The following is a 23,136-nucleotide window of genomic DNA, read 5'->3' on the forward strand; positions in this document are numbered from 1 at the left end:
CCGTCAGCCCACTGAAAAGTGGGATGATCTTATCAGTCACCTCGGCACAACACGCTTGCCCAGAGCCCCAATTGAGCCGTCACCAAACCCACACACCCCCGTCACCCGCCCGTCGGGCAACAGGTGATCCAGGGGCGGCCCCGGCTCAGTCCGGCCACACGCCCGTCGTCAGGAACGAGTCGAGCACTGCCGCGTACGGAGTGATGTCCAGCCCCTGCTCCCGGAGCCACGCGTCCGAGTAGTACTTGTCGAGGTACCGGTCACCCGGGTCGCACAGCAGGGTGACGACGCTGCCCGTACGCCCCTCGGCGACCATCTCCGCGACGATCTTCAGCGCGCTCCACAGCCCGGTGCCCGTGGAGCCGCCCGCCTTGCGGCCGATGGCGCCCTCCAGGGCCCGTACGGCGGCGACGCTGGCGGCGTCCGGGACCTTCATCATCCGGTCGATCGCACCGGGCACGAAGCTCGGCTCCATGCGCGGCCGGCCGATGCCCTCGATCCGCGAACCGCAGTCACAGGTGACGTCCAGGTCGCCGCTGGTCCAGCCTTCGAAGAAGCAGGAGTTGTCCGGGTCGGCGACACAGATCCGGGTGTCGTACTGCATGTAGTGGACGTAGCGCGCCAGGGTCGCCGAGGTGCCGCCGGTGCCGGCCGTGGCGACGATCCAGGCCGGCTCCGGGAACCGCTCCAGATGCAGCTGACGGAAGATCGACTCGGCGATGTTGTTGTTGCCGCGCCAGTCCGTGGCACGTTCGGCGTAGGTGAACTGGTCCATGTAGTGGCCGCCGGTCTCCACCGCCAGGCGGGCGGACTCCTCGTACATCTTCCGTGAGTCGTCCACGAAGTGGCACTGCCCGCCGTGGAACTCGATGAGGCGGATCTTCTCTGCGCTCGTCGTGCGGGGCATGACCGCGATGAAGGGCACGCCGATCAGCTTGGCGAAGTAGGCCTCCGAGACCGCCGTCGAGCCGCTGGACGCCTCGATCACCGGGCGGCCCGGCCGGATCCAGCCATTGCACAGGCCGTAGAGGAACAGGGAACGGGCGAGTCGGTGCTTGAGGCTGCCGGTGGGGTGCGTGGACTCGTCCTTGAGGTAAAGGTCGATGCCCCAGCGCTCGGGCAGGGGGAAGCGGAGCAGGTGCGTGTCCGCCGATCGGTTGGCGTCGGCCTGGACCTTGCGCACGGCTTCTTTCAGCCAGGCGCGGTAGGCGGCGTCGCTGCGGTCGACGTCGAGAGTGGCGCCGGTTCTGACTCGGGGGGTGGTGCTCACGGCGGGGCTCCTTACGCTCGTCGCCGACGGCGCCTCATGCGGGCCGGCAAGTCGAGCATAGGCACCTTTGACACCGCTTCCCACCTGCATAAACGCGCCTTTGGGCGGCCCAAAGACGCTCTGGGGCACACACGTGCGACAGGACCGGGGGCGCATGGACCGGAAGTGCACCGGCCGCCCGTCGCACCCGTCCCGTGCGTACTGGTGCTCCTCGCCGCATGGGGGCAGACTGCACGCGACGGGACCGCCCTCCCGAACGAGGGCGCACCGGTCCACGGGCAGACCGCAAGGGGGCGGCGAGACATGGCGGAGCCGGAGTTCACGGCCACAGGCGTGCGCATCGGCAAACGGCTGCGTTCGCTCACCCGGGCCGGACAGGTCCGGATCAGCGACGGCCGGCTGCAGTTGCTCACCAGCTACGGCAGCGAGATCGACAGCGCGCCGGTGCAGGCGGTGCGCGCGTCCAGGCCGTGGTTCGCGCCGGACGACAGGGCGCTGGCCGACGTCAACGGCACGCGGTATCTGCTGACCCTGGGGGAGCACGATCCCGCGCCGGGCCGGCCGGGGCCGCCCGCGGCACGGCGGTTCATCGAGGCGGTCCGCCGGGCGGCCGGACGAGGCGGCTGAGCGTCGCGGCGAGTTGCGGGAGCGCTTCCGCTGCGTCACGCTGTTCTCACGTCACTCTGGGTTTACCGGCGATAACGCTGCGAACCAGCCCGCCGGCCACGACAGCAGGCGGACGTTTGGACGCAAGCACCCTGCTGGATCCGTTGTTCTCCGTGTTTCTTCCGGTCCCTCCGGACCTCGCATCGGGGAGTCGCAGCCGTGATCAGTCACCCAAGCAGGCACTGCACGGTGGAGCTCCAAGCCCTGCCGTCGCGGATCGGCCAGGTCCGCAGAATCGTATCTGCGCAGTTGCGTTACTGGCATATGGACCCGTTGATAGACCGAGCCGCGCTCGGCGTGACGGAGTTGCTCAGCAACGTCCACCGCCATGCCAGGCCCGACAAGTCGTGCACCGTCGAGCTGGAGCTTCTCCAGGACCGGCTCACCGTGTCCGTGCGCGACCATGACCCTCGTCTTCCGGTACCGGCCGACACCCCGGACACCGCCGACGACACCCCGCTGGCCACCTGCGGGCGAGGCCTGGCGATGGTGGCCGCAGTGAGCGAGAGCTGGGGCGCGCGGCCGGACGGCGAGGACGGCAAGGTCGTGTGGTTCACGTTGCCGACCGCGGCGGCGGGCCAAAGCCGTCCGGCACGGCCGGCGCGCGGGACGGTGCGGGCAGCGCCCGCGTCGGCGCCCGCCGGGCCGGGGGTGCCTGTTGCGACGGGGGTGCCTGTCTCGATGGGGGCCGGGGCGCCCGGTCCGCTGGGTGCGCCTGTTCCCGCAGGGGCCTCTGCCGGCGCGGGAGCGTCCGTTCCGGAGGGGGCATCTGTGCCCGCAGGAGCCTCGGTCGGCGCGGCGGCGTCCGTTTCCGAGGGAGCACCTGTTCCCGCGGAAGCCTCCGTTGCCGCGGGAGCATCTGTTCCCCAGGGAGCGCCGGCTTCCACCCCCCGGCCGGTCGTTCCCCGCTGACTCGCACTCGGGCGCACGACACCCCGCAGTCCGCTGTCCGCAGCGCGCGGTCCGCAGTCCGCAGTCCGCAGTCCGCAGTCCGCAGTCCGCAGTCGCAGCACAGCGCAGCAGCGCTCGACGGCAGCGTGCCGCCCCGCACCCCTCGAACGGGGCGCGGGGCGCTCGCCATTCCGCGCCCCGAGACGGCTGGCGGTCGTCTCTCCGCCCCCTCCCACGGCGCGCGGTGCTCTCCACTCCGCCCGGGCCGTCCGCGGCGGGCGCCCCCGGTTGATCACGACCTCGCGGACCGGGCCGGTCTGCGGACTTCGGCGATCCGGTACGGACTCAGGTCGCGATCGCCGTGGTCATGACGCACCGCCCTTGCCCATACGGCCGAACTGCTCCTCCAGGACGGAAAGGCGGCGCCAGTACTCGTCCTCGTCGATCTCGCCGGAGGCGAAGCGCCGGCCGAGGACCGCGAGCGGCGAGTCGCCGGCCGGGCGTCCCCCGTCCAGGGGCCGCCAGGGTGCGCCGCGGCCGCGCAGGCCGGTACGGCGCAGGACGGTGACGGCGCCGATCACGACGGCCGCCCAGATCAGCGGGAGGAACAGGATCCAGGGGCCGGGTCCGCCGTCCCAGTTCGCCAGGGTCTGCACAGCGGGTCATCTCCTCGTCGGGATGGAAGCTTCGGGCGTTGTTCCGAGACTCCCTCCGGCAAGGGGTCGGGGTCGTCGTGCGGCAGGCGGCAGTACGCGTACCTCCCGGGGAGTACGACGCCGGGGCGCGGCTGCTGCCGGCGAACTCGCACGCCCGGCGGGCCGACGCACGCCCAGCGGGCCGACGGCCGGTGAGACGCACGCTCGGCGAGCCGCCGGCCGGCAGACCGGCACGCACGCTCACCGGAGCCGACGGCCGGCGAACTGGCACGCACGCTCACAGGAGCCCACGGCCGGCGGAGTGGCACGCTCACCGGAACCGACGGCCGTGAGACGGACGCTCGGCCGGACGATGGCGGCGGGCTCGCGAAACGGTCGCTGTCCCGAGGGACTGGCATTCTGTAACTACCAGTATGTACAGTAGTTTCGTGAGCACCTCGGAACGACTGATCGAGTCCACCCGCCAGCTGTTGTGGGAACGCGGGTACGTAGGCACCAGCCCCAAGGCGATCCTTGAGCGCGCGGGCGCCGGCCAGGGCAGCATGTACCACCACTTCAAGGGCAAGCCGGACCTCGCCCTCGCGGCGATCCGACGCACCGCCGAGGAACTGCGGGCGACCGCCGAGGCCGTCCTCGCCGGGCCCGGCACGCCGTACGAGCGCATCGAGGCGTACCTGCTGCGCGAGCGTGATGTGCTGCGGGGCTGCCCCGTCGGCCGGCTGACCATGGACCCCGACGTGATCGCGAGCCCGCAGCTGCGCGCGCCCGTCGACGAGACGATCGCCGCCATCCGCGGGCGTATCGCCGAGATCGTCGAAGAGGGCAAGCGGCAGGGGCAGTTCGCGCCCGGGCTGGACGGAGCGGAGATCGCCGCCGCGGTCCTCGCGACCGTGCAGGGCGGCTACGTCCTCGCCCGCGCCTCCGGCTCGCCCGCCGCCTTCGACGCCGGCGTCCGCGGTCTGCTCGCCCTGCTCGCGCCCCGAACTCCCGGACAGGAGAACTGAGTCACGTGCACATCACCAGACGGCGTCCCGACACCCGGCAGGGCCCGGCGGAGAACTTCACCGGCACGGTCTGGCTGGACGAGATAGCCGCCCCCGCCGCCCCGTCCCGGCTGCGCATGTTCAACGTCCACTTCGCGCCGGGCGCCCGCACGGCCTGGCACCGGCACCCGAACGGGCAGGTGCTGCACGTCCTGGAGGGCGAGGGGCTGGTGCAGCGCAGGGGCGGTGCGGTGGAGGAGATCCGCGCGGGCGACACGGTGTGGATCGAGCCGGACGAATGGCACTGGCACGGTGCCGGGCCCCGCACCTTCATGACCCACCTCGCGGTCGTCGAGGCCGCCGCGGACGGCACCACCACCGAGTGGGACCGGCATGTGTCCGCCGCCGGCCACTCCGCCTGATCACGCCCGACACGATGGAAGGAGTGCCTGATGCACGCCCTGCAGTACGAGATGACTCTCCCCGCCGACTACGACATGGACATCATCCGGGCCCGGGTCACCCGCGTCAGCCCGGCGCTGGAGGACTGGGCAGGCCTCGGTCTCAAGTCGTACCTGATACGCGAACGCGGCGTGCACGGCTCGCCGGTGAACCAGTACGCGCCGTTCTATCTGTGGAACTCGGTCGAGGGCATGAACCGTTTCCTGTGGGGCGGCGCCTTCCAGGGACTCGTCGACGACTTCGGCAGGCCCGCGGTGCGGCAGTGGACCGGGCTCGGCTGTGCCGAGGGCACCGGTTCGCGCCCCACCACCGCCGTACGGCGGCGCCGACCGGTACCGGAAGGTGTCGAGTTGAAGGCTCTGATGGAGGACGCGGTGGCGGAGGCCGGACAGTTGGCGGCCGAGGACGGTGCGGTGCTCGCCGCGGCGGCCGTGGACCCGCACCGATGGGAACTGGTCCACTTCTCCCTCTGGGAGCACGACGCCCCCAAGGCCGACGGTGACGTCTTCCAGGTGCTGCACCTGTCCGCGCCCGGCCTGGACCGGCTGCCGCGCGGCCGGCAGTGGTGAGTCACGTCCGCACGGTCCTCGGCGACATCCGTCCCGAGGAACTGGGCGTGTGCGACGCGCACGACCACCTCTTCCTGCGCAGCCCGCGGTTGCCGGGGCAGGAGCTGGCGGATGTCGCCGCCGCGCGGGCCGAGCTGGAGGCCTTCCGCGCGGCGGGCGGAGCCGCGGTCGTCCAATGGACGCCGTACGGCATGGGACGGCGGGCGGCGGACCTGCCGTCCCTGTCCCGACGGACCGGGGTACGGCTGGTCTGCGCCACGGGTCTGCACCAAGCCGCGCACTACGAGCCGGAGTTGCTCGCCCGTCTGCGGGGCGGGCGGCTGGCCGAGCTGTTCGTCTCCGAACTCACCGAGGGCATCGGCACGACCGGGGTGCGGGCCGGTCTGGTCAAGGTTGCGGGGGGCTTCCACGCACTCGACGCGCACGCCCGCTGGACCATGACGGCGGCGGCCGAGGCACACCACGCCACCGGTGCGCCCATCGCCGTACATCTGGAGCTGGGCACCGGAGCGCTGGACGTCCTCGATGTGCTCTGCGGCGAGCTGGACGTACCCGGTGACCGTGTGGTCCTGGGCCACCTGAACCGCTCCCCCGACCCGGTGGTGCACCGGCAGGCCGCCGCGTCCGGCTGCTGGCTGGCCTTCGACGGCCCGTCCCGAGCGCATCACGCCACCGACTGGCGCATGCCCGAGGCGGTACGTGCCCTGGCGGACGCCGGCTTCGGCGACCGGCTCCTCCTCGGCGGGGACACGGTGACCGCCTCGGCACGCTCGACCGACGGCGGGCCCGGCATGCCGTACCTGCTGCGCCGGGTGCGGGAACGGCTGACGGCGGCGGTGGGCGCGGAACTGGTGGACCGCATCCTCACCGAGCATCCGGGCCGGGCGTTCGCGACGGGCTGGGCGTGAAGGGCCGGCGGACCGGACCGCGCGGCGTCGGTCGACGGCCGCGTGAACGGGCCGCCGCCGCGGCCCAGCGCGGCTCCGGGTCTCATCCGACCGACGCAGCTCCAGGTCTCTCCGGTCGGAACCGACGCAGCTCCAGGTCTCTGCGGTGGCTCCAGGTCCCGTCGGTGACGCGCCGGCGGGCGTTCCGCTAGGCAGCCCCGGCGCGCAGCGCGGCCAGCGGGTCGTCCAGGACCGGCTGCCAGGCCAGTTCGGCCGCGCCCACCAGGCTGTTGTGGTCCAGGGTGCACGGGAGGATGGGGACTCCGCCGCTCTGGCCCCACAGGCTGCGGTCGGCGACCACGGCACGCAGCCGGGCCGCGTCCGCGTCCAGCAGGGTGCGGTGCAGGCCACCGAGGATGATGCGGTCGGGGTTGAGGATGTTGACCAGGCCGGCCAGACCGAGACCGAGGCGGTCGATGAGCGCTTCGGCGGCGGTGCGCACGACCGGGTCGTCGTACTGCGTGCGCAGCAGGTCGTTGGCTTGCTGGAGCAGGGACACCTCGGGGCCGGGGTCGCGGCCCGCCTCCACGAGCAGCGCCAGCGGGTCGGCCTCGACGTCCAGGCAGCCGCGGCTGCCGCAGTGGCAGGGCCGGCCCTCCGGATTCACCGTGAGGTGACCGACCTCCAGCGCGAGGCCCGAACTCCCGGTGTGCAGACGGCCGTCCAGGACGAGCGCACCGCCGACACCCCGGTGCCCGGTGGCCACGCACAGCAGGTCCCGCGCGCCCCGACCGGCGCCGTGCCGGTGTTCGGCGAGCGCGGCGAGGTTGACGTCGTTGCCGGCGAACGCGGGTCCTGCGATGCCGGCGGCACGCACCTGCTCCGCGAAGATCCGCCGGACGGGGGCGCCGACGGGCCAGGCCACGTGCAAGGGGTTGAGAGCCAGGCCGTCGGGTTCGGCGACGGCGGACGGCACGGCGAGCCCGGAGCCGACGCAGCGCCGCCCGGTCTCGCGCAGCAGCTCCGCGCCCGCCTCCACGACGGAGCCGAGCACCTTTGCCGGGTCGGCGTCGACGGTCTCGCAGCCCGGCGCGGTCGCCACGATCCGCCCGCCGAGTCCGACCAGCGCGGCCCGGAAGCCGTCCGCGTGGATCTGCGCCGCGAGGGCCACCGGCCCGTCCTCGGCGACCTCCAGCCGGTGCGAGGGACGCCCCTGGGAGCCGGCCGCCGAGCCGGGCCGGGCGTCCACCCGGATCAGGCCCAGCGCCTCCAGCTCGGCGGCCACCGCACCGGCCGTGGCCCGGGTGACGCCGAGTTCGGCGGTGAGCACGGCCCGGGTCGGTGCCCGCCCGGTGTGCACCAGCTCCAGGGCGGGTCCGAGCGCACCGCGCCCCCGGTCCAGCCGCGCCCTCGTGGTGGTCCTCTCCCCCGCTGCCCGGGGTTCCGCCTTGCCGCTCATGAGGGGGAGTCTCCCATGATCCGCACCCGTGGTGGCCTGCGCCGCCGGCTACAGACCGCTCACCCGCAGGGTGATGTTGAGCCGTCCGGCCAGGCCCAGCCAGGCCGGCGCCGTGCCCGGGCGGACGCGCGGGACGCCGTGGTGGGCGAGCCGGGACGGCCCACCGAAGACGAACAGGTCGCCGCTGCGCAGTTCGACGTCGGTGTACGGCTTCACGCGCGTCTCGGTGTTGCCGAAGCGGAACACGCAGGTGTCGCCGAGGCTCAGCGAGACCACCGGCGCATCCGCCTTCTCGTCGCTGTCACGATGCATGCCCATGCGGGCGTCGCCGTCGTAGAAGTTGATCAGCGCGATGTCGTACGGGAGCGCGGGCAGGGCGTGCGGGCCGAGCGCGTCGGCCACCGCCCGGCGGCCCAGCGCGCCGAGCCAGTCCGGGAACGGCTTCACGGTGCTGCCGTCGCCGTCGACGACCGTGCGGGCGTAGGCGTAGGGGTACCAGTGCCAGCCGAGGCAGACCTGGCGTGCGGTCATCGTGCCGCCGCCGGGGGTGCGGACCGTGCGCAGTCCGGCCGGCGGTCGTGCCCACTCCCGGCAGGCGGTGAGCAGGGCGCGCTGCCGTTCGTCGTCCAGCCAGTCCGGGACGTGCACGGCGCCCGGCGCGACCTCCGCGCGCTCCCGGGGGAACAGCTCGTCCTCCATGCCCCCATCCTGCCCCACCACCTCTGATCTGCGGCTCCGCTAGCCTGGACGCACGATGAGCGACCGTATGACGACACCGTGGGGCGAGGTCGAGCTGACCCGCTTCCCCGAGGATCCGCGTGACCGGCTGCGTGCCTGGGACGCCTCCGACGCGTACCTGCTGCGCCACCTCGCCGAGGAGAAGGTGCCGCTCACGGGCGCGGTCGTGGTGGTCGGGGACCGCTGGGGCGCCCTGGTCACCGCGTTGGCGGAGCAGCGGCCGACGCAGATCACCGACTCCTTCCTGAGCCAGGAGGCGACCCGGGCGAACCTGGCGCGGGCCGGGGCCGAGCCCGGTGCCGTACGGCTGCTCACCACGCAGGATTCGCCGCCGGAGCGGGTGGACGTGCTGCTGGTGCGGGTGCCGAAGAGCCTGGCACTGCTGGAGGACCAGTTGCTGCGGCTGGCGCCCGCCGTGCACGCGGGCACCGTCGTGATCGGCACCGGGATGGTGAAGGAGATCCACACCTCGACGCTGCGGCTGTTCGAGCGGATCCTCGGGCCGACCCGGACCTCGCTGGCGCAGCAGAAGGCGCGGCTGATCTTCTGCACACCGGACCCGGCGCTGCAGCGGCCCACGAACCCGTGGCCGTACAGCTACGCCCTGCCGGACGACACCGGCGCGTTGTCGGGGCGCAGGGTCGTGAACCACGCGGGCGTCTTCTGCGCCGACCGGCTGGACGTCGGCACCCGCTTCTTCCTACAGCACCTGCCCGGCCCGGGCGCCGGGCGCGTGGTGGACCTCGGGTGCGGCAACGGTGTGGTCGGTACGGCGGTGGCGCTGGCCGATCCGTCGGCCGAGGTGCTGTTCGTGGACGAGTCCTTCCAGGCGGTGGCCTCGGCCGAGGCCACGTACAAGGCGAACGGGGTGCCGGGACATGCCGAGTTCCGGGTCGGGGACGGGCTGGCCGGAGTGGCGCCCGGCAGCGTGGACCTGGTGCTGAACAACCCGCCGTTCCACTCCCACCAGGCGACCACGGACGCCACGGCGTGGCGGATGTTCACCGGGGCGAAGCGTGCGCTGCGGCCGGGTGGCGAGCTGTGGGTGATCGGCAACCGCCACCTCGGCTATCACGTGAAGCTGAAGCGCCTGTTCGGGAACAGCCAACTCGTGGCCAGTGACCGGAAATTCGTGGTGCTGAGGGCCGTCAGGAAGGGCTGAGCGCGTCCGCGCGCCATGGACGCCGGCCATCTGCGGGTGCACGTCGCGTACGGCGACGGCGTGCCGCGGCTGCGGATCGAAGCAGCCGACCGCGACGGTCAGGAAACCCGGGCCGCAGGGGAGGCCCGGGGCCAGGCGGACGAGGGTCGCCGCCGCCGTCGCGAACACGACCGGCACCGGTGGCGCAGCCGCCACAGCGGGAAGCGTGCGCCGTGACCGGGATCAGGCGGCGGTGCGGGTGACGACTCCGATGATCCGGGCCACCTCGTGGGCCATCGCCTCCCGGCCGACGCTGAGGTACTTGCGGGAGTCGACGGCCTCCGGATGGGCGGCGAGGAACTCCCGGATCGCCCCGGTCATGGCGACGTTGAGGGCGGTGCCGACGTTGACCTTGGCGATGCCGCCCCCGACCGCCGCGGCCAGCCCCTCGTCGGGCACGCCGGAGGAGCCGTGCAGAACGAGGGGCACGGTCACCGCGGCGGACAGCCGTTCGAGCAGCCGGTGGTCGAGGGTGGCGGTGCGGGTGGTCATGGCGTGGACGCTGCCGATGGCGACGGCCAGGGCGTCGGCTCCGGTGCCGGCGACGAAGTCCCGCGCCTGGTCGGGGTCGGTGCGGGCGCCGGGTGCGTGCGCGTCCAGCGAGGTCCGCACGGTCCGCCCCCATCCGCCCTGTCCGGCCTTGCCGCCGACCTGCCCCAACTCCGCCTCGAGCCACAGGCCCCGGGCGTGCGCCCAGTCGGCGGCGGCCCGGGTCGCGGCGAGATTCTCGGCATAGGGCAGGCGGGCCGCGTCGTACATGACCGAACTGAACCCGGCGCCGGACGCCTGCCGCAGCAGGTCGTCGCTCTGCACATGGTCCAGGTGCAACGCGACGGGTACGGCGGCCCGTTCGGCGACGGCGGCGGCGGCGCGGGCCAGCGGAAGCAGCCGGCCGTAGCGGAACTTGACGGCGTTCTCACTGACCTGGAGGACGACGGGTGTGCCGGCCGCCTCGGCGCCGGCGACGACGGCTTCGACGTGTTCCAGGGTGACGACGTTGAACGCGGCGACGGCGGAGCGGGCTGCGGTGGCGCGGGTGACCAGCTCGCCCGTGAATGCGAGGGGCACGTGCGGTGTCCTTCCGGGACGGGAGCCGGCGGGCTCAGGGGGTGAGGATCACCGAGCGGGTGAGGTGACGCGGCTGGTCGGGGTCGAGGCCCCGGGCGGCGGCGACGGCGACCGCGAGACGCTGCACGCGGACGAGTTCGGCGAGCGGGTCGAGTCCGCCGTCGATCCACGACGCGCCGGTGGCACGGACCTGGTCGGCGAGGCCGTCGGGTGTCTCGCCGAACATCCAGGTGACCGTGCCCTCGGTGGTGATGCTGATCGGGCCGTGCCGGTACTCCATGGCCGGGTAGGCCTCGGTCCAGGCGAGGCAGGCCTCACGCATCTTCAGCCCGGCCTCGTTGGCGAGTCCGACGGTCCAGCCGTGCCCGAGGAAGGTGAACTGCGTGCATTCCACGAGCCCTGCGGGCAAGGGGGTGGAGAGGGCGGTGCGCGCGTCGGCGACGACGGCGTCGGTGTGCAGTCCGAGATGGGCGCGCAGAAGGGTGAGTGCGGTGGTCGCGAACCTAGTCTGTACGACGGAGCGCTCGTCGGCGAAGTCCAGGACCACCAGGGCGTCGGCGGCCGACATGACCGGGGTGGCGGGATCGGCGGTGACGGCGGTGGTGCGCGTCCGCCCCTGCAACCCCGCCAGCAGTTCGAGCACTTCGGTGGTGGTGCCGGAGCGGGTGAGGGCGATGACCCGGTCGTACGACCGCGCGTGCGGGAACTCGGATGCGGCGAAGGCGTCGGTCTCGCCCTGCCCGGCCCCCTCGCGCAGGGCGGCCACCGCCTGCGCCATGAAGTACGAGGTGCCGCACCCGACGACGGCGACCCGCTCCCCCGGCTCCGGCAGCGCGTCCCGGTGCCGCCCCGCCTGCTCGGCCGCCCGTATCCAGCACTCCGGCTGACTGTTCAGCTCGTTCTCGACATGGGTCATGCCCACACCCTCCCCTTGCTGATTGTTCCTGCAAGATATAGCGAGCTTTCGAGCACAATCAAGCATCCGGGCACAAGGCAGAGTGCGCTAGGGTCGCCGCAGGACCGGAGACGATCGCAGAACGATCCGTGAACGGTCGCCGAGCCGGCCGGTGAGCGGTCGGGCTATCGACCGGTCGGACGCGGAGCCGGCCGGTAGCGGTCGGGCAACGATCGGAGAACGGAGGCCGCGGATGTCCCGGGACGCCCGCTGGAAGGCGCTGCTGGAACTGCTCGTCGAGCGCGGCCGGCTGGAGGTCGAGGAGGCGGCAGCCGAGCTGACGGTGTCGGCGGCCACGATCCGCCGGGACTTCGACCAGCTCGCCGAACAGCAGATGCTGGTGCGTACCCGGGGCGGTGCGGTGGTGCACGGGGTGTCCTACGAACTCCCGCTGCGCTACAAGACGGCCCGCCGGGCCTCCGAGAAGCAGCGCATCGCCAAGGCGGTCGCCGAACTCGTCGCGCCGGGCGAGGCGGTGGGACTGACCGGCGGTACGACGACCACGGAGGTGGCCCGCGCGCTGGCCGTGCGCGGCGACCTGACCGCGGGCTCACCCGCGCTGACCGTCGTCACCAATGCGCTCAACATCGCCAACGAGCTTGCCGTACGGCCACAGTTCAAGATCGTGGTGACGGGCGGGGTGGCACGTGCACAGTCGTACGAACTCATCGGTCCGCTCGCGGACGGGGTGTTGAGCCAGATCACGCTCGATGTGGCCGTGCTCGGTGTCGTCGGCTTCGACGTCACGCACGGGGCGGCGGCGCACGACGAGGCGGAGGCCGCGATCAACCGGCTGCTGTGCGAGCGGGCCGAGCGGGTGGTGGTCGCCGCCGATTCCAGCAAGCTGGGCCGGCGTGCGTTCGCCCGGATCTGTGGGACCGAGCTGGTGGACACGCTCGTGACGGACACGGCGGTGGAGCAGGAGACGGTACGCCGGTTCGAAGACGCAGGCGTACGGGTCCTGACGGTGTGACCGGCGGCGGCCTCAGAAAGCGCCGAGGTCCGCCTTCACGAACCCCGCACCCCGCTGGTCGTTGCAGCCCACCACCGGCCGGTCCGCCGGGTCGGTCCAGGTCTGCTGGGCCTTGAGGGCCACACTCACCAGGGTCAGCAGCAGATCGACGTCGCTCGCGGCGTCGAGGCGCAGGGTCACCCACTGCGAGCCCGGAACGATCCTGATCGCCCCCGAGCCCCTGAGGTCCTTGGCGAACCGCCGGATGGCCGGGTCGGTGAGCCGCAGATCGACGTCGCGTTCGGAGTGGAAGTGGGCGATCTCGCCGTGGGCCGAACTCACCGCCCGTCCCGTACCGCAGCTCGGCACGGCCTGTCTCAGGTCCGGCCAGGTCGCCAGTTGCGCGAGCGCGCGCGAGGCCAACGTCATGGGCCCATCATGGCGCGCTCACCCGCCGGCAACCAGCTCGTGAGCAAGCATTAACCGACCTGTATCCCCTGTGCGTTCCACAGCCCGCACGGACGCCCTCTTCTCGAACGCCCTCTCCCGCGGCTGCGGTTGCCCGTCCCGTCGGACACAGCCGGGCGAGGACCGCAGACCGGCGCGTACTCGGACACCCGCTCGACCGGCCCCACCTCGCTCATCGGCCACCACTCCCCCGAACGTACGACTCCGCGAGGCGGCCCTTGACGGCCTCGCTTGCCCAGCGGCCCGGCCCACCCTACGCTGAGTTTGTGCCGCAAATAAACAAAACCCGATCGCACAGCGTCGTGCCGGGCCCGTCCCTCACCGCGCTGCGTGCGGCGATCACTGCCTTCTTCGCCCTGGACGGCTTCATCTTCGCGGGGTGGGTCGTCCGTATCCCCGACATCAAGGACCAGACGCACGCCTCGGCCGGCGCGCTCGGACTGGCGCTGCTCGGCGTCTCCGCGGGCGCCGTGCTCACCATGACGCTGACCGGCCGGCTGTGCCGCCGCTACGGCAGTCATCCGGTGACCGTCGTCTGCATGGTGGTGCTCGCCCTCAGCGTCGCGCTGCCCCCGCTGACCCACTCGGCACCGGCGCTGGGAGCCGTCCTGCTGCTGTTCGGCGCGGGCTACGGCGGGGTCAACGTCGCTTTCAACAGCGCCGCCGTCGACCTGGTGGCCGCCCTGCGCAAACCGATCATGCCGAGCTTCCACGCCGCCTTCAGCCTGGGCGGCATGGTCGGGGCGGGCCTCGGCGGGCTCGTCGCCGGCGCCCTGTCACCCACCCGTCATCTGCTCGGCCTCACCGTGACCGGGCTGCTCGTCACGGCTGTCGCCGGGCGCACCCTGCTGCGTCAGGCGCCGCCCGTACCGCCGGAGCGGACACCGTCGCCGTCGGCCGCCGAGACGACACGGCAGCCGGCCGGACGCGGGCTCGTGGCCGTCTTCGGGCTCGTCGCACTGTGCACGGCCTACGGGGAGGGTGCCATGGCCGACTGGGGTGCGCTCCATCTGCAGCAGGACCTCGCGGCCTCCGCGGGCACCGCGGCAGCCGGGTACGCGTGTTTCGCGCTCGCCATGACCGTCGGCCGGCTGACGGGCTCGACGCTGCTGGCTCGCTTCGGGCGGTCCCGTACCGTGATCACCGGCGGCACCGTCGCGGCCGCGGGCATGCTGCTCGGCTCGCTCGGCCCATCCGTGTGGGCGGCGCTGATCGGCTTCGCCGTCACCGGACTCGGACTCGCCAACCTCTTCCCGGTCGCCGTGGAGCGGGCGGGCGCGCTGGCCGGCCCGTCCGGGGTCGCCGTCGCCTCCACGCTGGGCTACGGCGGCATGCTCCTCGGCCCGCCCGCGATCGGGTTCACGGCCGACTGGTTCTCCCTGCCCACCGCGCTCACCAGCGTGGCCGCGCTGGCCGCCGTAGCCGCCGTCATCGGGGTGGCGACGCGGCGGGCACTGGGCCGCTGACCTCTGCGGGCGGCCGGGCCGGATCGGGGCCCCCTCGACCGGACCTGCCGGCCAGGAGCCAAGCGCTCTCACCGGTGCGCCGCGGCGGGCTACCGTGACGCCATGACCGTGTTGTCGGAGCGCCCTCTCCCGCTGCTGTTCCTCGACATCGACGGGCCGCTCATCCCCTTCGGCTCAGCGCCCGGCCGCCCTCGGACGACTTCCGTCTCCGCCTCGGGGGAAGTGCCGGGTCCGGGCAACCCGCTGCTGGGACGCCTCGACCCCACCGTCGGACCACGCCTTGCGGATCTGGGGTGTGAGCTGGTGTGGGCCACGACATGGCTCGACGCCGCGAACGAAGTGGTCGCTCCTCGGATCGGGCTGCCGAGTCTGCCGGTGGTCAGGTGGCCGGACACCCCTGCGGACGAGGGGCCGCGCGGTCTGCACTGGAAGACGCGGCACATCGTCGAGTGGGCCGGTCACCGCCCGTTCATCTGGGTCGACGACGAGATAGGCGCCATGGACCGCCTCTGGGTCTCCGCACAGCGCCGGGAGCCGTTCCTGCTGCACCGCGTCGACCCGAACGAGGGCCTCGCACAGGACGACTTCGCCGTACTCGCCGGCTGGCTCCGCGCTGCTCCGCCCGCTCACCCGGTGACAGCTCACCGCCGACACTCCGTTGACTCCGGTTGAACGGCCGTGCGACGGTGAGAGCGCGCTCGTCCCGAGGACCCCGGGCACTGGAGGCAGGCTGCCGTGACCTACGGAATCGACGACTCCCGCGAGGCCATGGACCGCAGTCTGACCCCGGACCGACTCGAGATCTTCGAGAAGGATTTCGCCGCCGATCCGGTGAACCGGCTGATGCAGAACGCCGTCACCCAGACACCCGTGGACGACGTCGCCCTGGACCGGCGGATCCTCACCGGTATCGATCACTCGGTCTCCCACCACCTGGACGACTGGAAGGTCACCAACCAGAAGCAGAGCGGGCGCTGCTGGATGTTCGCGGGGCTCAACCTGCTCCGCGTCGGCGCCGCGCGGAAGATGGGCGTGAAGGACTTCGAGTTCTCGCAGAACTACCTGCTCTGGTGGGACAAGTTCGAGCGGGCCAACCACTTCCTCGAGGCGGTCGTCGAGACCTCGGACCGCGATGTGGACGACCGCACGGTGGCGTGCCTGCTGGCCGACCCGATCGGTGACGGCGGACAGTGGAACATGTTCGTGGCGCTGGTCGTCAAGCACGGCCTGGTGCCGAAGTCGGCCATGCCGGAGACGGACAGTTCCTCCTCCACCCGGGCGATGAACAGGGCGCTGAAGACCCTGCTCCGCCAGGGCGCCCGTGATGTGCGCGCGCAGGCCGCCGAGGGGGTCGCGGCGCAACGGGAGCGCAAGCGGGAGGTGCTGGCCGCCGTGCACCGGGTGCTCAGCATTCATCTGGGCACGCCTCCGCGACGCTTCCTGTGGCAGTGGGAGGACAAGGACAAGCAGTTCCACCGGGACGGCTGGCTCACGCCGGCCCAGTTCGCGGCCTCGTACGTGCAGCTCCCGCTGGACGACTACGTCTGCCTGGTGCACGACCCCCGGGAGTCGAGCCCGGTCGGACGCACTTTCACCGTCGAGTACCTGGGCAATGTCGTGGACGCCCCGCCGGTGGTCTATCTCAACGTGCCGATCGACCTGCTGAAGCGGCTGGCCATGGATGCGGTCGTCGGCGGCGAGCCCGTGTGGTTCGGCTGTGACGTGTCCAAGATGATGCGCGCGGACGCCGGCGTGTGGGACGCCGGGCTCTTCGACTACGCGGCCGTCTACAGCGCTTCCTTCACCATGGACAAGGCCGCCCGGCTGTTGCATCACGACACGCAGATGACCCACGCGATGCTGTTCACCGGCGTCGACGTGGTGGACGGGAGCCCGCGCCGCTGGCGGGTGGAGAACAGCTGGGGCGAGGAGAAGGCCGACAAGGGCTTCTGGACCATGAACGACTCGTGGTTCGGTGAGCACGTCTTCGAGATCGCGGTCCGGCGCTCGGCGCTGCCCCCGGAACTGTCCGCCGCCCTCGATGATCCGCCGATCGTCCTCCCCGCCTGGGACCCCATGGGCGCCCTCGCGGACTGAGGACACCAGCGACGGCGGATCGCAACGGCACAAGACCGGTAACTATCCGCAAAGAGCGGCGACTTCGGCCTTCCCTCACAGGTACGTGGCCCGCCGCGGCACACCGGCACCGTGCACCGGCGGGGCCGGCGCCCTCGCCGCTCGCCGTCCTGTGGCGGGATCCGTCGGTGATCCGAGATCCGGTCAGCCGGCGCCGGTCAGCATCCGGGCCAGCACGGCGCGCTGTACGGGCCGCACCTCGTCGTGCAGCGCGCGCCCCTTCACGGTGAGCGACACGCGCACCCCGCGCCGGTCGTCGGGACACATGGCCCGCTCGACCAGGCCGTCTCTCTCCAGGCGGCCGATGAGCCGGGACAGCGCGCTCTGACTGAGATGGACGCGGTCGGAGATCTCCTGCACCCGGTAGGCACAGCTGCCGTCCGACGGGGCGCCCTCGGCCAGCAGGTCGAGGACCTCGAAATCGCTGGCACACAGGCCGTGGGCGTGCAGCTCACGGTCCAGTTCGCACTGCGTGCGGGCGTGCAGGGCCAGGATGTCCCGCCATTGGTCCACGAGCGCCTGTTCGGCCTTCTTCGCCGCCATGAGCGCACCGTAGCAGAGAAAGCCATTTATTGCGTCGGAATTAAATGCGCTTGCATTCAATGCATGCGCATGTAGTCTCGTCGCCATGACCACTCCGCTCACCACCTCCGCGTCCCAAGGACGGTGGACTCCCCGGCTGTGGGGCACCCTGCTCGTGCTCTGCGCCGCGATGTTCCTGGACGCGCTGGACGTGTCCATGGTCGGCGTCGCCCTGCCGTCCATCGGCTCCGATCTCCACCTGTCCACGTCGGCCCTGCAATGGGTCGTCAGTGGCTACATCCTGGGCTACGGCGGCCTGCTCCTGCTCGGCGGCCGGACCGCCGACCTGCTCGGCAGGCGCCAGGTGTTCCTGGTGGCGCTCGGTGTCTTCGCCCTGGCCTCGCTGCTCGGCGGACTCGTGGACTCGGGCCCGCTGCTGATCGCCAGCCGCTTCATCAAGGGCCTGAGCGCGGCCTTCACGGCTCCGGCGGGCCTGTCCATCATCACCACGACGTTCCCCGAGGGTCCGCTGCGCAACCGGGCCCTGTCGATCTACACCACCTGCGGCGCCACCGGCTACTCCATCGGCCTCGTCTTCTCCGGTCTGCTCACCGAGGCCGGCTGGCGGTTCACGATGCTGCTGCCCGCGCCCGTCGCCCTGCTCGCCCTGCTCGCCGGCCTGCGCCTGCTGCCGCGCACCGAGCGCGAACGCGGCCGGGGCGGCTACGACATCCCCGGTGCCGTGCTCGGCACGGCCTCGATGCTGCTGCTGGTCTTCACCGTGGTCGAGGCGCCCGAGGCGGGCTGGACCTCGGCCCGTACGATCCTGTCCTTCCTCTCCGTCGCCGTCCTGCTGGTGGTGTTCGTCCTGGTCGAACTGCGCAGCCCCAGCCCGCTGATCCGGCTCGGGGTGCTGCGCTCCGGATCCCAGGTCCGGGCCCAGCTCGGCGCGTTGACGTTCGTCGGCAGCTACATGGGCTTCCAGTTCCTGGTCACGCTCTACATGCAGCAGGTGCTGGGCTGGTCCGCCCTGCACACCGCGCTGGCGTTCCTGCCGGCGGGTGCGCTGGTGGCGCTGTCCGCGACCAAGGTCGGAGCCGTCATCGACCGGTTCGGCACACCCCGCCTGATCGTGCTCGGCTTCGCCCTCATGACGGCTGGATACGCACTGTTCCTGCGCATCGACCTCGACCCGGTCTACGCGTCGGTGATCCTGCCGACCATGCTGCTGGTCGGGGCGGGCTTCGCGCTGACCTTCCCGTCCCTCAACGTCCAGGCCACGAACGGCGTGGACGAGCACGAGCAGGGCATGGTCTCCGGTCTGCTCAACACCTCGGTGCAGGTGGGCGGCGCGATCTTCCTGGCCGTCGTGACGGCAGTGGTGACCGCGCACAGTCCCGCGAAGGCCACCCCGCAGGCCGTTCTCGACAGCTACCGGCCCGGCCTGGTGGTGGTCACGTTCATCGCGGTGGCCGGCCTGCTGATGTCGCTCACCGGACTGCGCCGGTCCCGTGCAGGAGGGTCCGTCGTGGTCGCCCGGTCCACAGTGAAGGAGGCGGACGCGGACCGCGTGCCGGTCCGCGACTGACGGGGAACGCCTCCCTGTGCGCCCGGCGGAGCTGTTTGCTCCGCCGGGCGCACGGCCGGGAAACTGACGGGATGTATGACCACGGGGGCCGGCGCAACAAGGCCGAACAGGACGCGGCGACGGTCGAGATCGGGTACGCGCTGGTCAGCGCCGCCTTCGCAGCGGCCCTGCTGTTCGGGGCCGTGGCCGGGCCGGCGCTCCTCTTCGACCTGCCGCACCCGCTGGCCGTCGGCTTGTGGCGGCTGGGCATCGCCCTCGCGGCGGTGCTGTTCGTCGCCCGCGTGGTGAGCGTGCTGGTGCGTTTCCGCCACCGGTCCCGACCGGGCCCGCGCGAGGAGGCCTAGCCCAGCCAGCCCGGCCGCACCAGCCCCGACTCATAGGCCAGGACCACGAGTTGGGCACGGTCCCGTGCGCCCAGCTTGACCATGGTCCGGCTGACATGGGTCTTTGCCGTGAGCGGGCTGACCACCAGCCGGCGGGCGATCTCCTCGTTGGACAGGCCGATGCCGACCAGCGCCATCACCTCCCGCTCCCGCTCGGTGAGCCGGGCGAGGGCGTCGGCCGCCGCGGGCGCCTTGGAACGGGCGGCGAACTCGGCGATCAGGCGGCGGGTGACGCCGGGGGACAGCAGCGCGTCGCCCTCCCTGACCGCCCGTACCGCGCGCACGAGTTCGTCCGGCTCGGTGTCCTTCACCAGGAAACCGGAGGCACCCGCGCGGATCGCCTCGAAGACGTACTCGTCGAGTTCGAAGGTGGTGAGCATGACCACCTTCACCTCCTGCAGCTCCGCGTCGGAGGTGATGCTCCGGGTCGCGGCCAGGCCGTCCAGGGCGGGCATACGGATGTCCATGAGGACGACGTCCGGCCGGAGTTCACGCACCCGGCGCAGCGCCTCCTCGCCGTCGGCCGCCTCGCCGGCCACCTAGATGTCCGGCTGTGCGGCGAGCAGCGCCCGGAAACCGGCGCGCACCAGCGACTGGTCGTCGGCGAGCAGTACCCGGATCACTGGTCCTCCCTGAGCTGCGACGGCAGGACGGCGAGCACCCGGAAGCCGCCGTCGGGGCGCGGGCCCGCATCGATGGTGCCACCCAGCGCGGCGGCCCGCTCCCGCATGCCGGCCAGCCCGTTCCCGCCGCCGCCGGCGTCCGCGCCGGTCGCCGGTCCCTCGTCGTCGATGCGCAGCCGCAGTACGCCGTCGCCGTACGCGAAGTGCACGCGCGCGTGACGCGATCCGGAGTGCCGCACGACGTTGGTCAGGGCCTCCTGCACGATGCGGAAGGCGGCCAGTTCGGCGCCGGGCGGCAGGTGCGGTGGCACACCTTCGACGGTGACGGTCAGCCCGGCCGCCGCGGCCTGTTCCACCAGCTCCGGCAGGCGGTCCAGGCCCGGCGCCGGCGCGCGGGGCGCGGCACCCGGCGCGCGCAGGGTGTCCAGGACCTGACGCACCTCCCCCAGCGCCTCCTTGCTCGCGGCCTTGATGGTGGTGAGCGCCGCCCGCGCCTGCTCGGGGTCGTGGTCGAGCAGCGCGAGTCCCATGCCTGCCTGGACGTTGATGACGGAGATGCTGTGCGCGAGGACGTCGTGCAGCTCGCGGGCGATGCGCAGTCGCTCCTCGTCCGCGCGCCGCCGCGCCGCCTGGACCCGGTCCGCGCGCTCCCGCGCCCACTGCTCGCGCCGCACCCTGGCCAGCTCCGAGAGGGCGACGACGGCCAGCACCCAGGTGGCGACGACGATCTCCTGGCCCAGGCCGGCACCGCGGTCCCCGGCGGGCGGAAGCCGCCGGAAGAGCCAGAACGCGACCAGGGCGTGGCCCGCCCACAGCAGCCCGCCCGCCGTCCATGCGGCCCGGCGGTGGCCGGCGACGACCGCGCTGAAGCAGCCGACCGCGACGGTCAGGAAGACCGGGCCGTAGGGAAAGCCCAGGGCCAGGTAGACGAGGGTCGCCGCCGCCGTCGCGAACACGACCGGCACCGGGTGTCGCAGTCGCCACAGCAGGAGCACCGAGGCGACGAGCAGCAGCACGCGCGCGTAGCCGTTCAGCGGTACGCGGTCCGGCTGGCCGTGCGCGGCGACGTTGCTGCCGATGAGCACGCCCGCGGTGACCAGCGCGGTGGAGCGCCAGGGCAGGCGCGCGCGGGCCGGCTCCGCGTCGCCGGCGCGCTGCCACCACGGGGGCCCGTACCGCCACACGTGCAAGGGTCCGCGTCCGTGCCGCTCTTCCATGTCCAGCACGCTAGCCGCCGATTGCGCGCCGGCACGTCAGCCGGGCGAGGTGATCACGCCTACTCCCGGGGGAGTACGGCCGCCCCTCCGGTCAGGGCTCGCCCGCCAGTCCTGCCGCCTCGGAGGCGAACAGCAGCTCCGGATCGAAGCCCATGCCCGTGAAGTGGCCGGCGAGTTCCAGCGCGAGGACGCCGTGCAGACGGGTCCAGAACGCCAGGGCACGGTGCAGCACAGGCGGCGGGGCGGGGTGGTCGCCCGCCCATGCGCGGTGGTCCGCGAGGTGGGTCTCGAGCGCGTCGGCCGACGGGGTTCCGGGATCACCGGCCGCACAGACGTCGAGCAGGGCGGCCATGATCTCCTGGGCGATCGCGGTGATGTCGTCCGGAGCCCGGTAGCCGGGGACCGGTGTGCCGTAGACGAGGAAGTAGCGCTGGGGATCCTTCAGGGCCCAGCCGCGCAGCGCCCGGGCCAGGCCGGGCAGGTCCGAGCCCGCGTCGGCCGCGGCGCGGAAGGTGTCCGCGAGGCTGCGGTAGGCGTCCCGGACCAGCTCGGTGATCAGGTCGTCCCGGCCGGAGAAGTACCGGTAGAGCGCCGGGCCGCTCATGCCCAGCTGCTTGGCGATGGCGTTGAGGGACAGTCCCGACGCGCCCGCGGTAGCGATCTGCTCCCAGGCCTTGGCCTTGATCTCCGCCCGCACCTGAGTGCGATAGCGCTCCCGGGGACTCGCCGCGCCTGCCGTCATCGCCTTCACGCTCCTCGTGGGTCGGGTTTCAACCTATCACTGCTGAGAGAGGCCATAACAAGAGATCGGGGTGAGAGCTTGACATGGAAGAAGTGAAGCATCACTTTAGTTATAGCTTCTAACGCCAGCGAGTTGCTCTAGCAGCTTGCCGCTGGCAGTCCTTCTCTTCGCCCTGGAGGTCGTCATGGTGGAAAGCACGGAACTCGTCGAGGTCGTCCTGCCGGGCACGGTCGAGCCGGACGGGCTGCAGTTGCGGCGCCGGCCCGTCCCGCGACCCCACGCCGGACAGATCGTGGTGCGGGTGGAGGCCACCGGGGTGTCCTTCGCCGAGCAGCAGATGCGCCGGGGCCGCTACTACGACCAGCCGCCGTTCCCGTTCGTGCCCGGCTACGACCTGGTCGGCACGGTGCTCACGACCGGCACCGGCGTCACGCCGCGCCTCGTCGGCAAGCGGGTGGCGGCGCTGGTCAAGACCGGCGGCTGGGCCAGCCACGTGGTGCTCGACGCGGCCGACGCGGTGGAGGTCCCGGCGGGGATCGGCGCGGCCGAGGCCGAGACGCTGGTGGTCAACGGGATCACCGCATGGCAGATGCTGCACCGCAAGGCGCGGGTGCGCAGCGGCGGCACGGTCCTGGTCCACGGCGCCAACGGCGGGGTGGGCACAGTCCTGGTCCAGCTGGCGCGTGCGGCGGGTCTGAAGGTGATCGGCACTGCGTCCGCACGTCATCACGGGGCCCTGCGCGACCTGGGCGTCACCCCGGTCGACTACCGCACCGAGAATGTCCCGGCGCGAGTCCGTGAACTCGCCCCCGGCGGGGTCGACGCCGTCTTCGACCACCTGGGCGGGCGCAGCGTCACCGACTCCTGGCGGCTGCTCGCCCCCGGCGGGACCCTCGTCTCCTACGGCAGCGCCACCACACGGGACGACTCCGGCTCCAAGCAGTGGCCCGTCCTGAAGATCCTCGGCCGGGTGTGGTGGTGGAACGCGCTGCCCAACGGCCGCCGCGCGTACTTCTACAACGTCTGGGCGGGGCGCGCCCTGAGCAAGGACCGCTTCCGGGCCCGGCTGCGCGCCGACCTCACCCAGGTGTTCCAGGCCCTGGAACGCGGCGACCTGACCGCACGGATCGCGGCCCGGCTGCCGCTCACCGAGGTCGCGGAGGCGATGCGGCTGGCCGAGTCCGGCACGGCGGCCGGAAAGGTCGTCCTGATTCCCGGGGCATAGGTGTGGCCG

23 protein-coding genes and 2 pseudogenes are annotated in these 23,136 nt (G+C 72.5%); 14 read left to right on the plus strand and 11 right to left on the minus strand.

The features are described 5' to 3' along the window. Positions 1-145: 145 nt before the first annotated feature. On the minus strand, positions 146-1,270 hold the full coding sequence (gene cds1, locus ACZ4SF_RS26500; protein ID WP_468388775.1) for an L-cysteine desulfhydrase Cds1: 1,125 nt from the start codon (positions 1,268-1,270) through the stop codon (positions 146-148). Between the two features lie 303 nt (positions 1,271-1,573). On the opposite strand from cds1, the gene ACZ4SF_RS26505 reads away from it, so the two are divergent. Next, a complete protein-coding gene (locus ACZ4SF_RS26505) occupies positions 1,574-1,897 on the plus strand; it encodes a hypothetical protein (protein WP_468388777.1) in 324 nt (107 codons plus the stop codon). 198 nt (positions 1,898-2,095) lie between these two features. Next, positions 2,096-2,554: pseudogene (locus ACZ4SF_RS26510) on the plus strand (ATP-binding protein); the annotation flags it as partial. A gap of 638 nt (positions 2,555-3,192) precedes the next feature. On the opposite strand, the gene ACZ4SF_RS26515 reads toward ACZ4SF_RS26510, so the two are convergent. Then, entirely contained in the window at positions 3,193-3,483 is a 291-nt protein-coding gene (locus ACZ4SF_RS26515) for an SHOCT domain-containing protein (protein WP_468388779.1), read from the minus strand. Between the two features lie 413 nt (positions 3,484-3,896). Between ACZ4SF_RS26515 and ACZ4SF_RS26520 the strand changes: the two genes are divergently transcribed. From ACZ4SF_RS26520 to ACZ4SF_RS26535, 4 genes are read left to right on the plus strand one after another with little or no spacing between them, the layout of a single operon-like run. Then, on the plus strand, positions 3,897-4,487 hold the full coding sequence (locus ACZ4SF_RS26520) for a TetR/AcrR family transcriptional regulator (protein WP_468388781.1): 591 nt from the start codon (positions 3,897-3,899) through the stop codon (positions 4,485-4,487). 5 nt (positions 4,488-4,492) lie between these two features. Beyond that, positions 4,493-4,888, plus strand: a complete 396-nt coding sequence (locus tag ACZ4SF_RS26525) for a (R)-mandelonitrile lyase (RefSeq protein ID WP_468388783.1) — start codon at positions 4,493-4,495, stop codon at positions 4,886-4,888. 30 nt (positions 4,889-4,918) lie between these two features. After that, on the plus strand, positions 4,919-5,497 hold the full coding sequence (locus ACZ4SF_RS26530; protein WP_468388785.1) for a DUF4865 family protein: 579 nt from the start codon (positions 4,919-4,921) through the stop codon (positions 5,495-5,497). After that, positions 5,494-6,405 carry a phosphotriesterase family protein gene (locus tag ACZ4SF_RS26535; protein WP_468388787.1) on the plus strand — a complete coding sequence of 304 codons (912 nt, stop codon included), beginning with the start codon at positions 5,494-5,496 and terminating at the stop codon, positions 6,403-6,405. Before ACZ4SF_RS26530 ends, ACZ4SF_RS26535 begins: the two co-directional genes overlap by 4 nt. Before the next feature lie 187 nt (positions 6,406-6,592). Here ACZ4SF_RS26535 and ACZ4SF_RS26540 read toward each other — a convergent pair whose 3' ends face one another. Both ACZ4SF_RS26540 and ACZ4SF_RS26545 read right to left on the minus strand, forming a co-directional pair. Continuing rightward, positions 6,593-7,843, minus strand: coding sequence for an ROK family protein (locus tag ACZ4SF_RS26540; protein ID WP_468388789.1), 1,251 nt, complete (start codon positions 7,841-7,843; stop codon positions 6,593-6,595). A gap of 48 nt (positions 7,844-7,891) precedes the next feature. Next, complete coding sequence (locus ACZ4SF_RS26545; protein ID WP_468388791.1) at positions 7,892-8,542, minus strand: alpha-ketoglutarate-dependent dioxygenase AlkB family protein; 651 nt, start codon at positions 8,540-8,542, stop codon at positions 7,892-7,894. Positions 8,543-8,609: 67 nt separating this feature from the next. Here ACZ4SF_RS26545 and ACZ4SF_RS26550 point away from each other — a divergent pair, with 67 nt between their 5' ends. Further along, positions 8,610-9,743, plus strand: coding sequence for a methyltransferase (locus ACZ4SF_RS26550; RefSeq protein ID WP_468388793.1), 1,134 nt, complete (start codon positions 8,610-8,612; stop codon positions 9,741-9,743). Between the two features lie 222 nt (positions 9,744-9,965). Here the strand turns inward: ACZ4SF_RS26550 and ACZ4SF_RS26555 are convergent, their stop codons facing one another. Both ACZ4SF_RS26555 and ACZ4SF_RS26560 read right to left on the minus strand, forming a co-directional pair. Continuing rightward, positions 9,966-10,850, minus strand: coding sequence for a ketose-bisphosphate aldolase (locus ACZ4SF_RS26555; protein WP_468388795.1), 885 nt, complete (start codon positions 10,848-10,850; stop codon positions 9,966-9,968). A 34-nt stretch (positions 10,851-10,884) separates the two neighbouring features. Next, positions 10,885-11,766 carry an SIS domain-containing protein gene (locus ACZ4SF_RS26560; RefSeq protein ID WP_468388797.1) on the minus strand — a complete coding sequence of 294 codons (882 nt, stop codon included), beginning with the start codon at positions 11,764-11,766 and terminating at the stop codon, positions 10,885-10,887. Between the two features lie 232 nt (positions 11,767-11,998). Between ACZ4SF_RS26560 and ACZ4SF_RS26565 the strand changes: the two genes are divergently transcribed. Further along, complete coding sequence (locus tag ACZ4SF_RS26565) at positions 11,999-12,778, plus strand: DeoR/GlpR family DNA-binding transcription regulator (protein WP_468388799.1); 780 nt, start codon at positions 11,999-12,001, stop codon at positions 12,776-12,778. Positions 12,779-12,790: 12 nt separating this feature from the next. Here the strand turns inward: ACZ4SF_RS26565 and ACZ4SF_RS26570 are convergent, their stop codons facing one another. Then, on the minus strand, positions 12,791-13,186 hold the full coding sequence (locus ACZ4SF_RS26570) for a luciferase domain-containing protein (RefSeq protein WP_468388801.1): 396 nt from the start codon (positions 13,184-13,186) through the stop codon (positions 12,791-12,793). A gap of 341 nt (positions 13,187-13,527) precedes the next feature. Between ACZ4SF_RS26570 and ACZ4SF_RS26575 the strand changes: the two genes are divergently transcribed. From ACZ4SF_RS26575 to ACZ4SF_RS26585, 3 genes are all read left to right on the plus strand, one after another. Next, a complete protein-coding gene (locus ACZ4SF_RS26575) occupies positions 13,528-14,691 on the plus strand; it encodes an MFS transporter (RefSeq protein ID WP_468388803.1) in 1,164 nt (387 codons plus the stop codon). A gap of 102 nt (positions 14,692-14,793) precedes the next feature. Further along, complete coding sequence (locus ACZ4SF_RS26580; RefSeq protein ID WP_468388805.1) at positions 14,794-15,363, plus strand: HAD domain-containing protein; 570 nt, start codon at positions 14,794-14,796, stop codon at positions 15,361-15,363. A 63-nt stretch (positions 15,364-15,426) separates the two neighbouring features. Further along, entirely contained in the window at positions 15,427-16,788 is a 1,362-nt protein-coding gene (locus ACZ4SF_RS26585) for a C1 family peptidase (RefSeq protein WP_468388807.1), read from the plus strand. 183 nt (positions 16,789-16,971) lie between these two features. Here the strand turns inward: ACZ4SF_RS26585 and ACZ4SF_RS26590 are convergent, their stop codons facing one another. Further along, positions 16,972-17,370, minus strand: a complete 399-nt coding sequence (locus tag ACZ4SF_RS26590) for a MarR family winged helix-turn-helix transcriptional regulator (RefSeq protein WP_468388809.1) — start codon at positions 17,368-17,370, stop codon at positions 16,972-16,974. An 85-nt stretch (positions 17,371-17,455) separates the two neighbouring features. Here ACZ4SF_RS26590 and ACZ4SF_RS26595 point away from each other — a divergent pair, with 85 nt between their 5' ends. Then, positions 17,456-18,937, plus strand: coding sequence for an MFS transporter (locus tag ACZ4SF_RS26595; protein WP_468388811.1), 1,482 nt, complete (start codon positions 17,456-17,458; stop codon positions 18,935-18,937). Positions 18,938-19,008: 71 nt separating this feature from the next. After that, complete coding sequence (locus ACZ4SF_RS26600) at positions 19,009-19,281, plus strand: DUF6332 family protein (RefSeq protein ID WP_468388813.1); 273 nt, start codon at positions 19,009-19,011, stop codon at positions 19,279-19,281. Here ACZ4SF_RS26600 and ACZ4SF_RS26605 read toward each other — a convergent pair. From ACZ4SF_RS26605 to ACZ4SF_RS26615, 3 genes and pseudogenes are all read right to left on the minus strand, one after another. Further along, a pseudogene (locus ACZ4SF_RS26605) lies at positions 19,278-19,943 on the minus strand (response regulator transcription factor). The gene ACZ4SF_RS26600 and the pseudogene ACZ4SF_RS26605 overlap by 4 nt on opposite strands. Next, positions 19,940-21,160 (minus strand): sensor histidine kinase, encoded by a 1,221-nt coding sequence (locus ACZ4SF_RS26610; RefSeq protein WP_468388815.1) that lies wholly within the window; start codon positions 21,158-21,160, stop codon positions 19,940-19,942. The pseudogene ACZ4SF_RS26605 and the gene ACZ4SF_RS26610 overlap by 4 nt, the downstream one beginning before the upstream one ends. 91 nt (positions 21,161-21,251) lie before the next feature. Beyond that, complete coding sequence (locus ACZ4SF_RS26615) at positions 21,252-21,902, minus strand: TetR/AcrR family transcriptional regulator (RefSeq protein ID WP_468388817.1); 651 nt, start codon at positions 21,900-21,902, stop codon at positions 21,252-21,254. A 184-nt stretch (positions 21,903-22,086) separates the two neighbouring features. Between ACZ4SF_RS26615 and ACZ4SF_RS26620 the strand changes: the two genes are divergently transcribed. Further along, entirely contained in the window at positions 22,087-23,127 is a 1,041-nt protein-coding gene (locus ACZ4SF_RS26620; protein WP_468389069.1) for a medium chain dehydrogenase/reductase family protein, read from the plus strand. The last annotated feature ends 9 nt before the right edge of the window (positions 23,128-23,136 follow it).

The sequence above is a fragment of the Streptomyces sp. NPDC027663 genome, from assembly GCF_055566415.1.

What these genes read in the sequence shown, in the direction of transcription:
- ACZ4SF_RS26545 (WP_468388791.1), bottom strand. Translation starts at nt 8,542, where the DNA reads ATGGAGGACGAGCTGTTCCCCCGGGAGCGCGCGGAGGTCGCGCCGGGC.
- ACZ4SF_RS26610 (WP_468388815.1), bottom strand. Translation starts at nt 21,160, where the DNA reads ATGGAAGAGCGGCACGGACGCGGACCCTTGCACGTGTGGCGGTACGGG.
- ACZ4SF_RS26540 (WP_468388789.1), bottom strand. Translation starts at nt 7,843, where the DNA reads ATGAGCGGCAAGGCGGAACCCCGGGCAGCGGGGGAGAGGACCACCACG.
- ACZ4SF_RS26590 (WP_468388809.1), bottom strand. Translation starts at nt 17,370, where the DNA reads ATGGCGGCGAAGAAGGCCGAACAGGCGCTCGTGGACCAATGGCGGGAC.
- ACZ4SF_RS26615 (WP_468388817.1), bottom strand. Translation starts at nt 21,902, where the DNA reads ATGACGGCAGGCGCGGCGAGTCCCCGGGAGCGCTATCGCACTCAGGTG.
- ACZ4SF_RS26580 (WP_468388805.1), top strand. Translation starts at nt 14,794, where the DNA reads ATGACCGTGTTGTCGGAGCGCCCTCTCCCGCTGCTGTTCCTCGACATC.
- ACZ4SF_RS26620 (WP_468389069.1), top strand. Translation starts at nt 22,087, where the DNA reads ATGGTGGAAAGCACGGAACTCGTCGAGGTCGTCCTGCCGGGCACGGTC.
- ACZ4SF_RS26595 (WP_468388811.1), top strand. Translation starts at nt 17,456, where the DNA reads ATGACCACTCCGCTCACCACCTCCGCGTCCCAAGGACGGTGGACTCCC.
- ACZ4SF_RS26530 (WP_468388785.1), top strand. Translation starts at nt 4,919, where the DNA reads ATGCACGCCCTGCAGTACGAGATGACTCTCCCCGCCGACTACGACATG.
- ACZ4SF_RS26505 (WP_468388777.1), top strand. Translation starts at nt 1,574, where the DNA reads ATGGCGGAGCCGGAGTTCACGGCCACAGGCGTGCGCATCGGCAAACGG.
- ACZ4SF_RS26520 (WP_468388781.1), top strand. Translation starts at nt 3,897, where the DNA reads ATGTACAGTAGTTTCGTGAGCACCTCGGAACGACTGATCGAGTCCACC.
- ACZ4SF_RS26565 (WP_468388799.1), top strand. Translation starts at nt 11,999, where the DNA reads ATGTCCCGGGACGCCCGCTGGAAGGCGCTGCTGGAACTGCTCGTCGAG.
- ACZ4SF_RS26560 (WP_468388797.1), bottom strand. Translation starts at nt 11,766, where the DNA reads ATGACCCATGTCGAGAACGAGCTGAACAGTCAGCCGGAGTGCTGGATA.
- ACZ4SF_RS26600 (WP_468388813.1), top strand. Translation starts at nt 19,009, where the DNA reads ATGTATGACCACGGGGGCCGGCGCAACAAGGCCGAACAGGACGCGGCG.
- ACZ4SF_RS26550 (WP_468388793.1), top strand. Translation starts at nt 8,610, where the DNA reads ATGACGACACCGTGGGGCGAGGTCGAGCTGACCCGCTTCCCCGAGGAT.
- ACZ4SF_RS26570 (WP_468388801.1), bottom strand. Translation starts at nt 13,186, where the DNA reads ATGACGTTGGCCTCGCGCGCGCTCGCGCAACTGGCGACCTGGCCGGAC.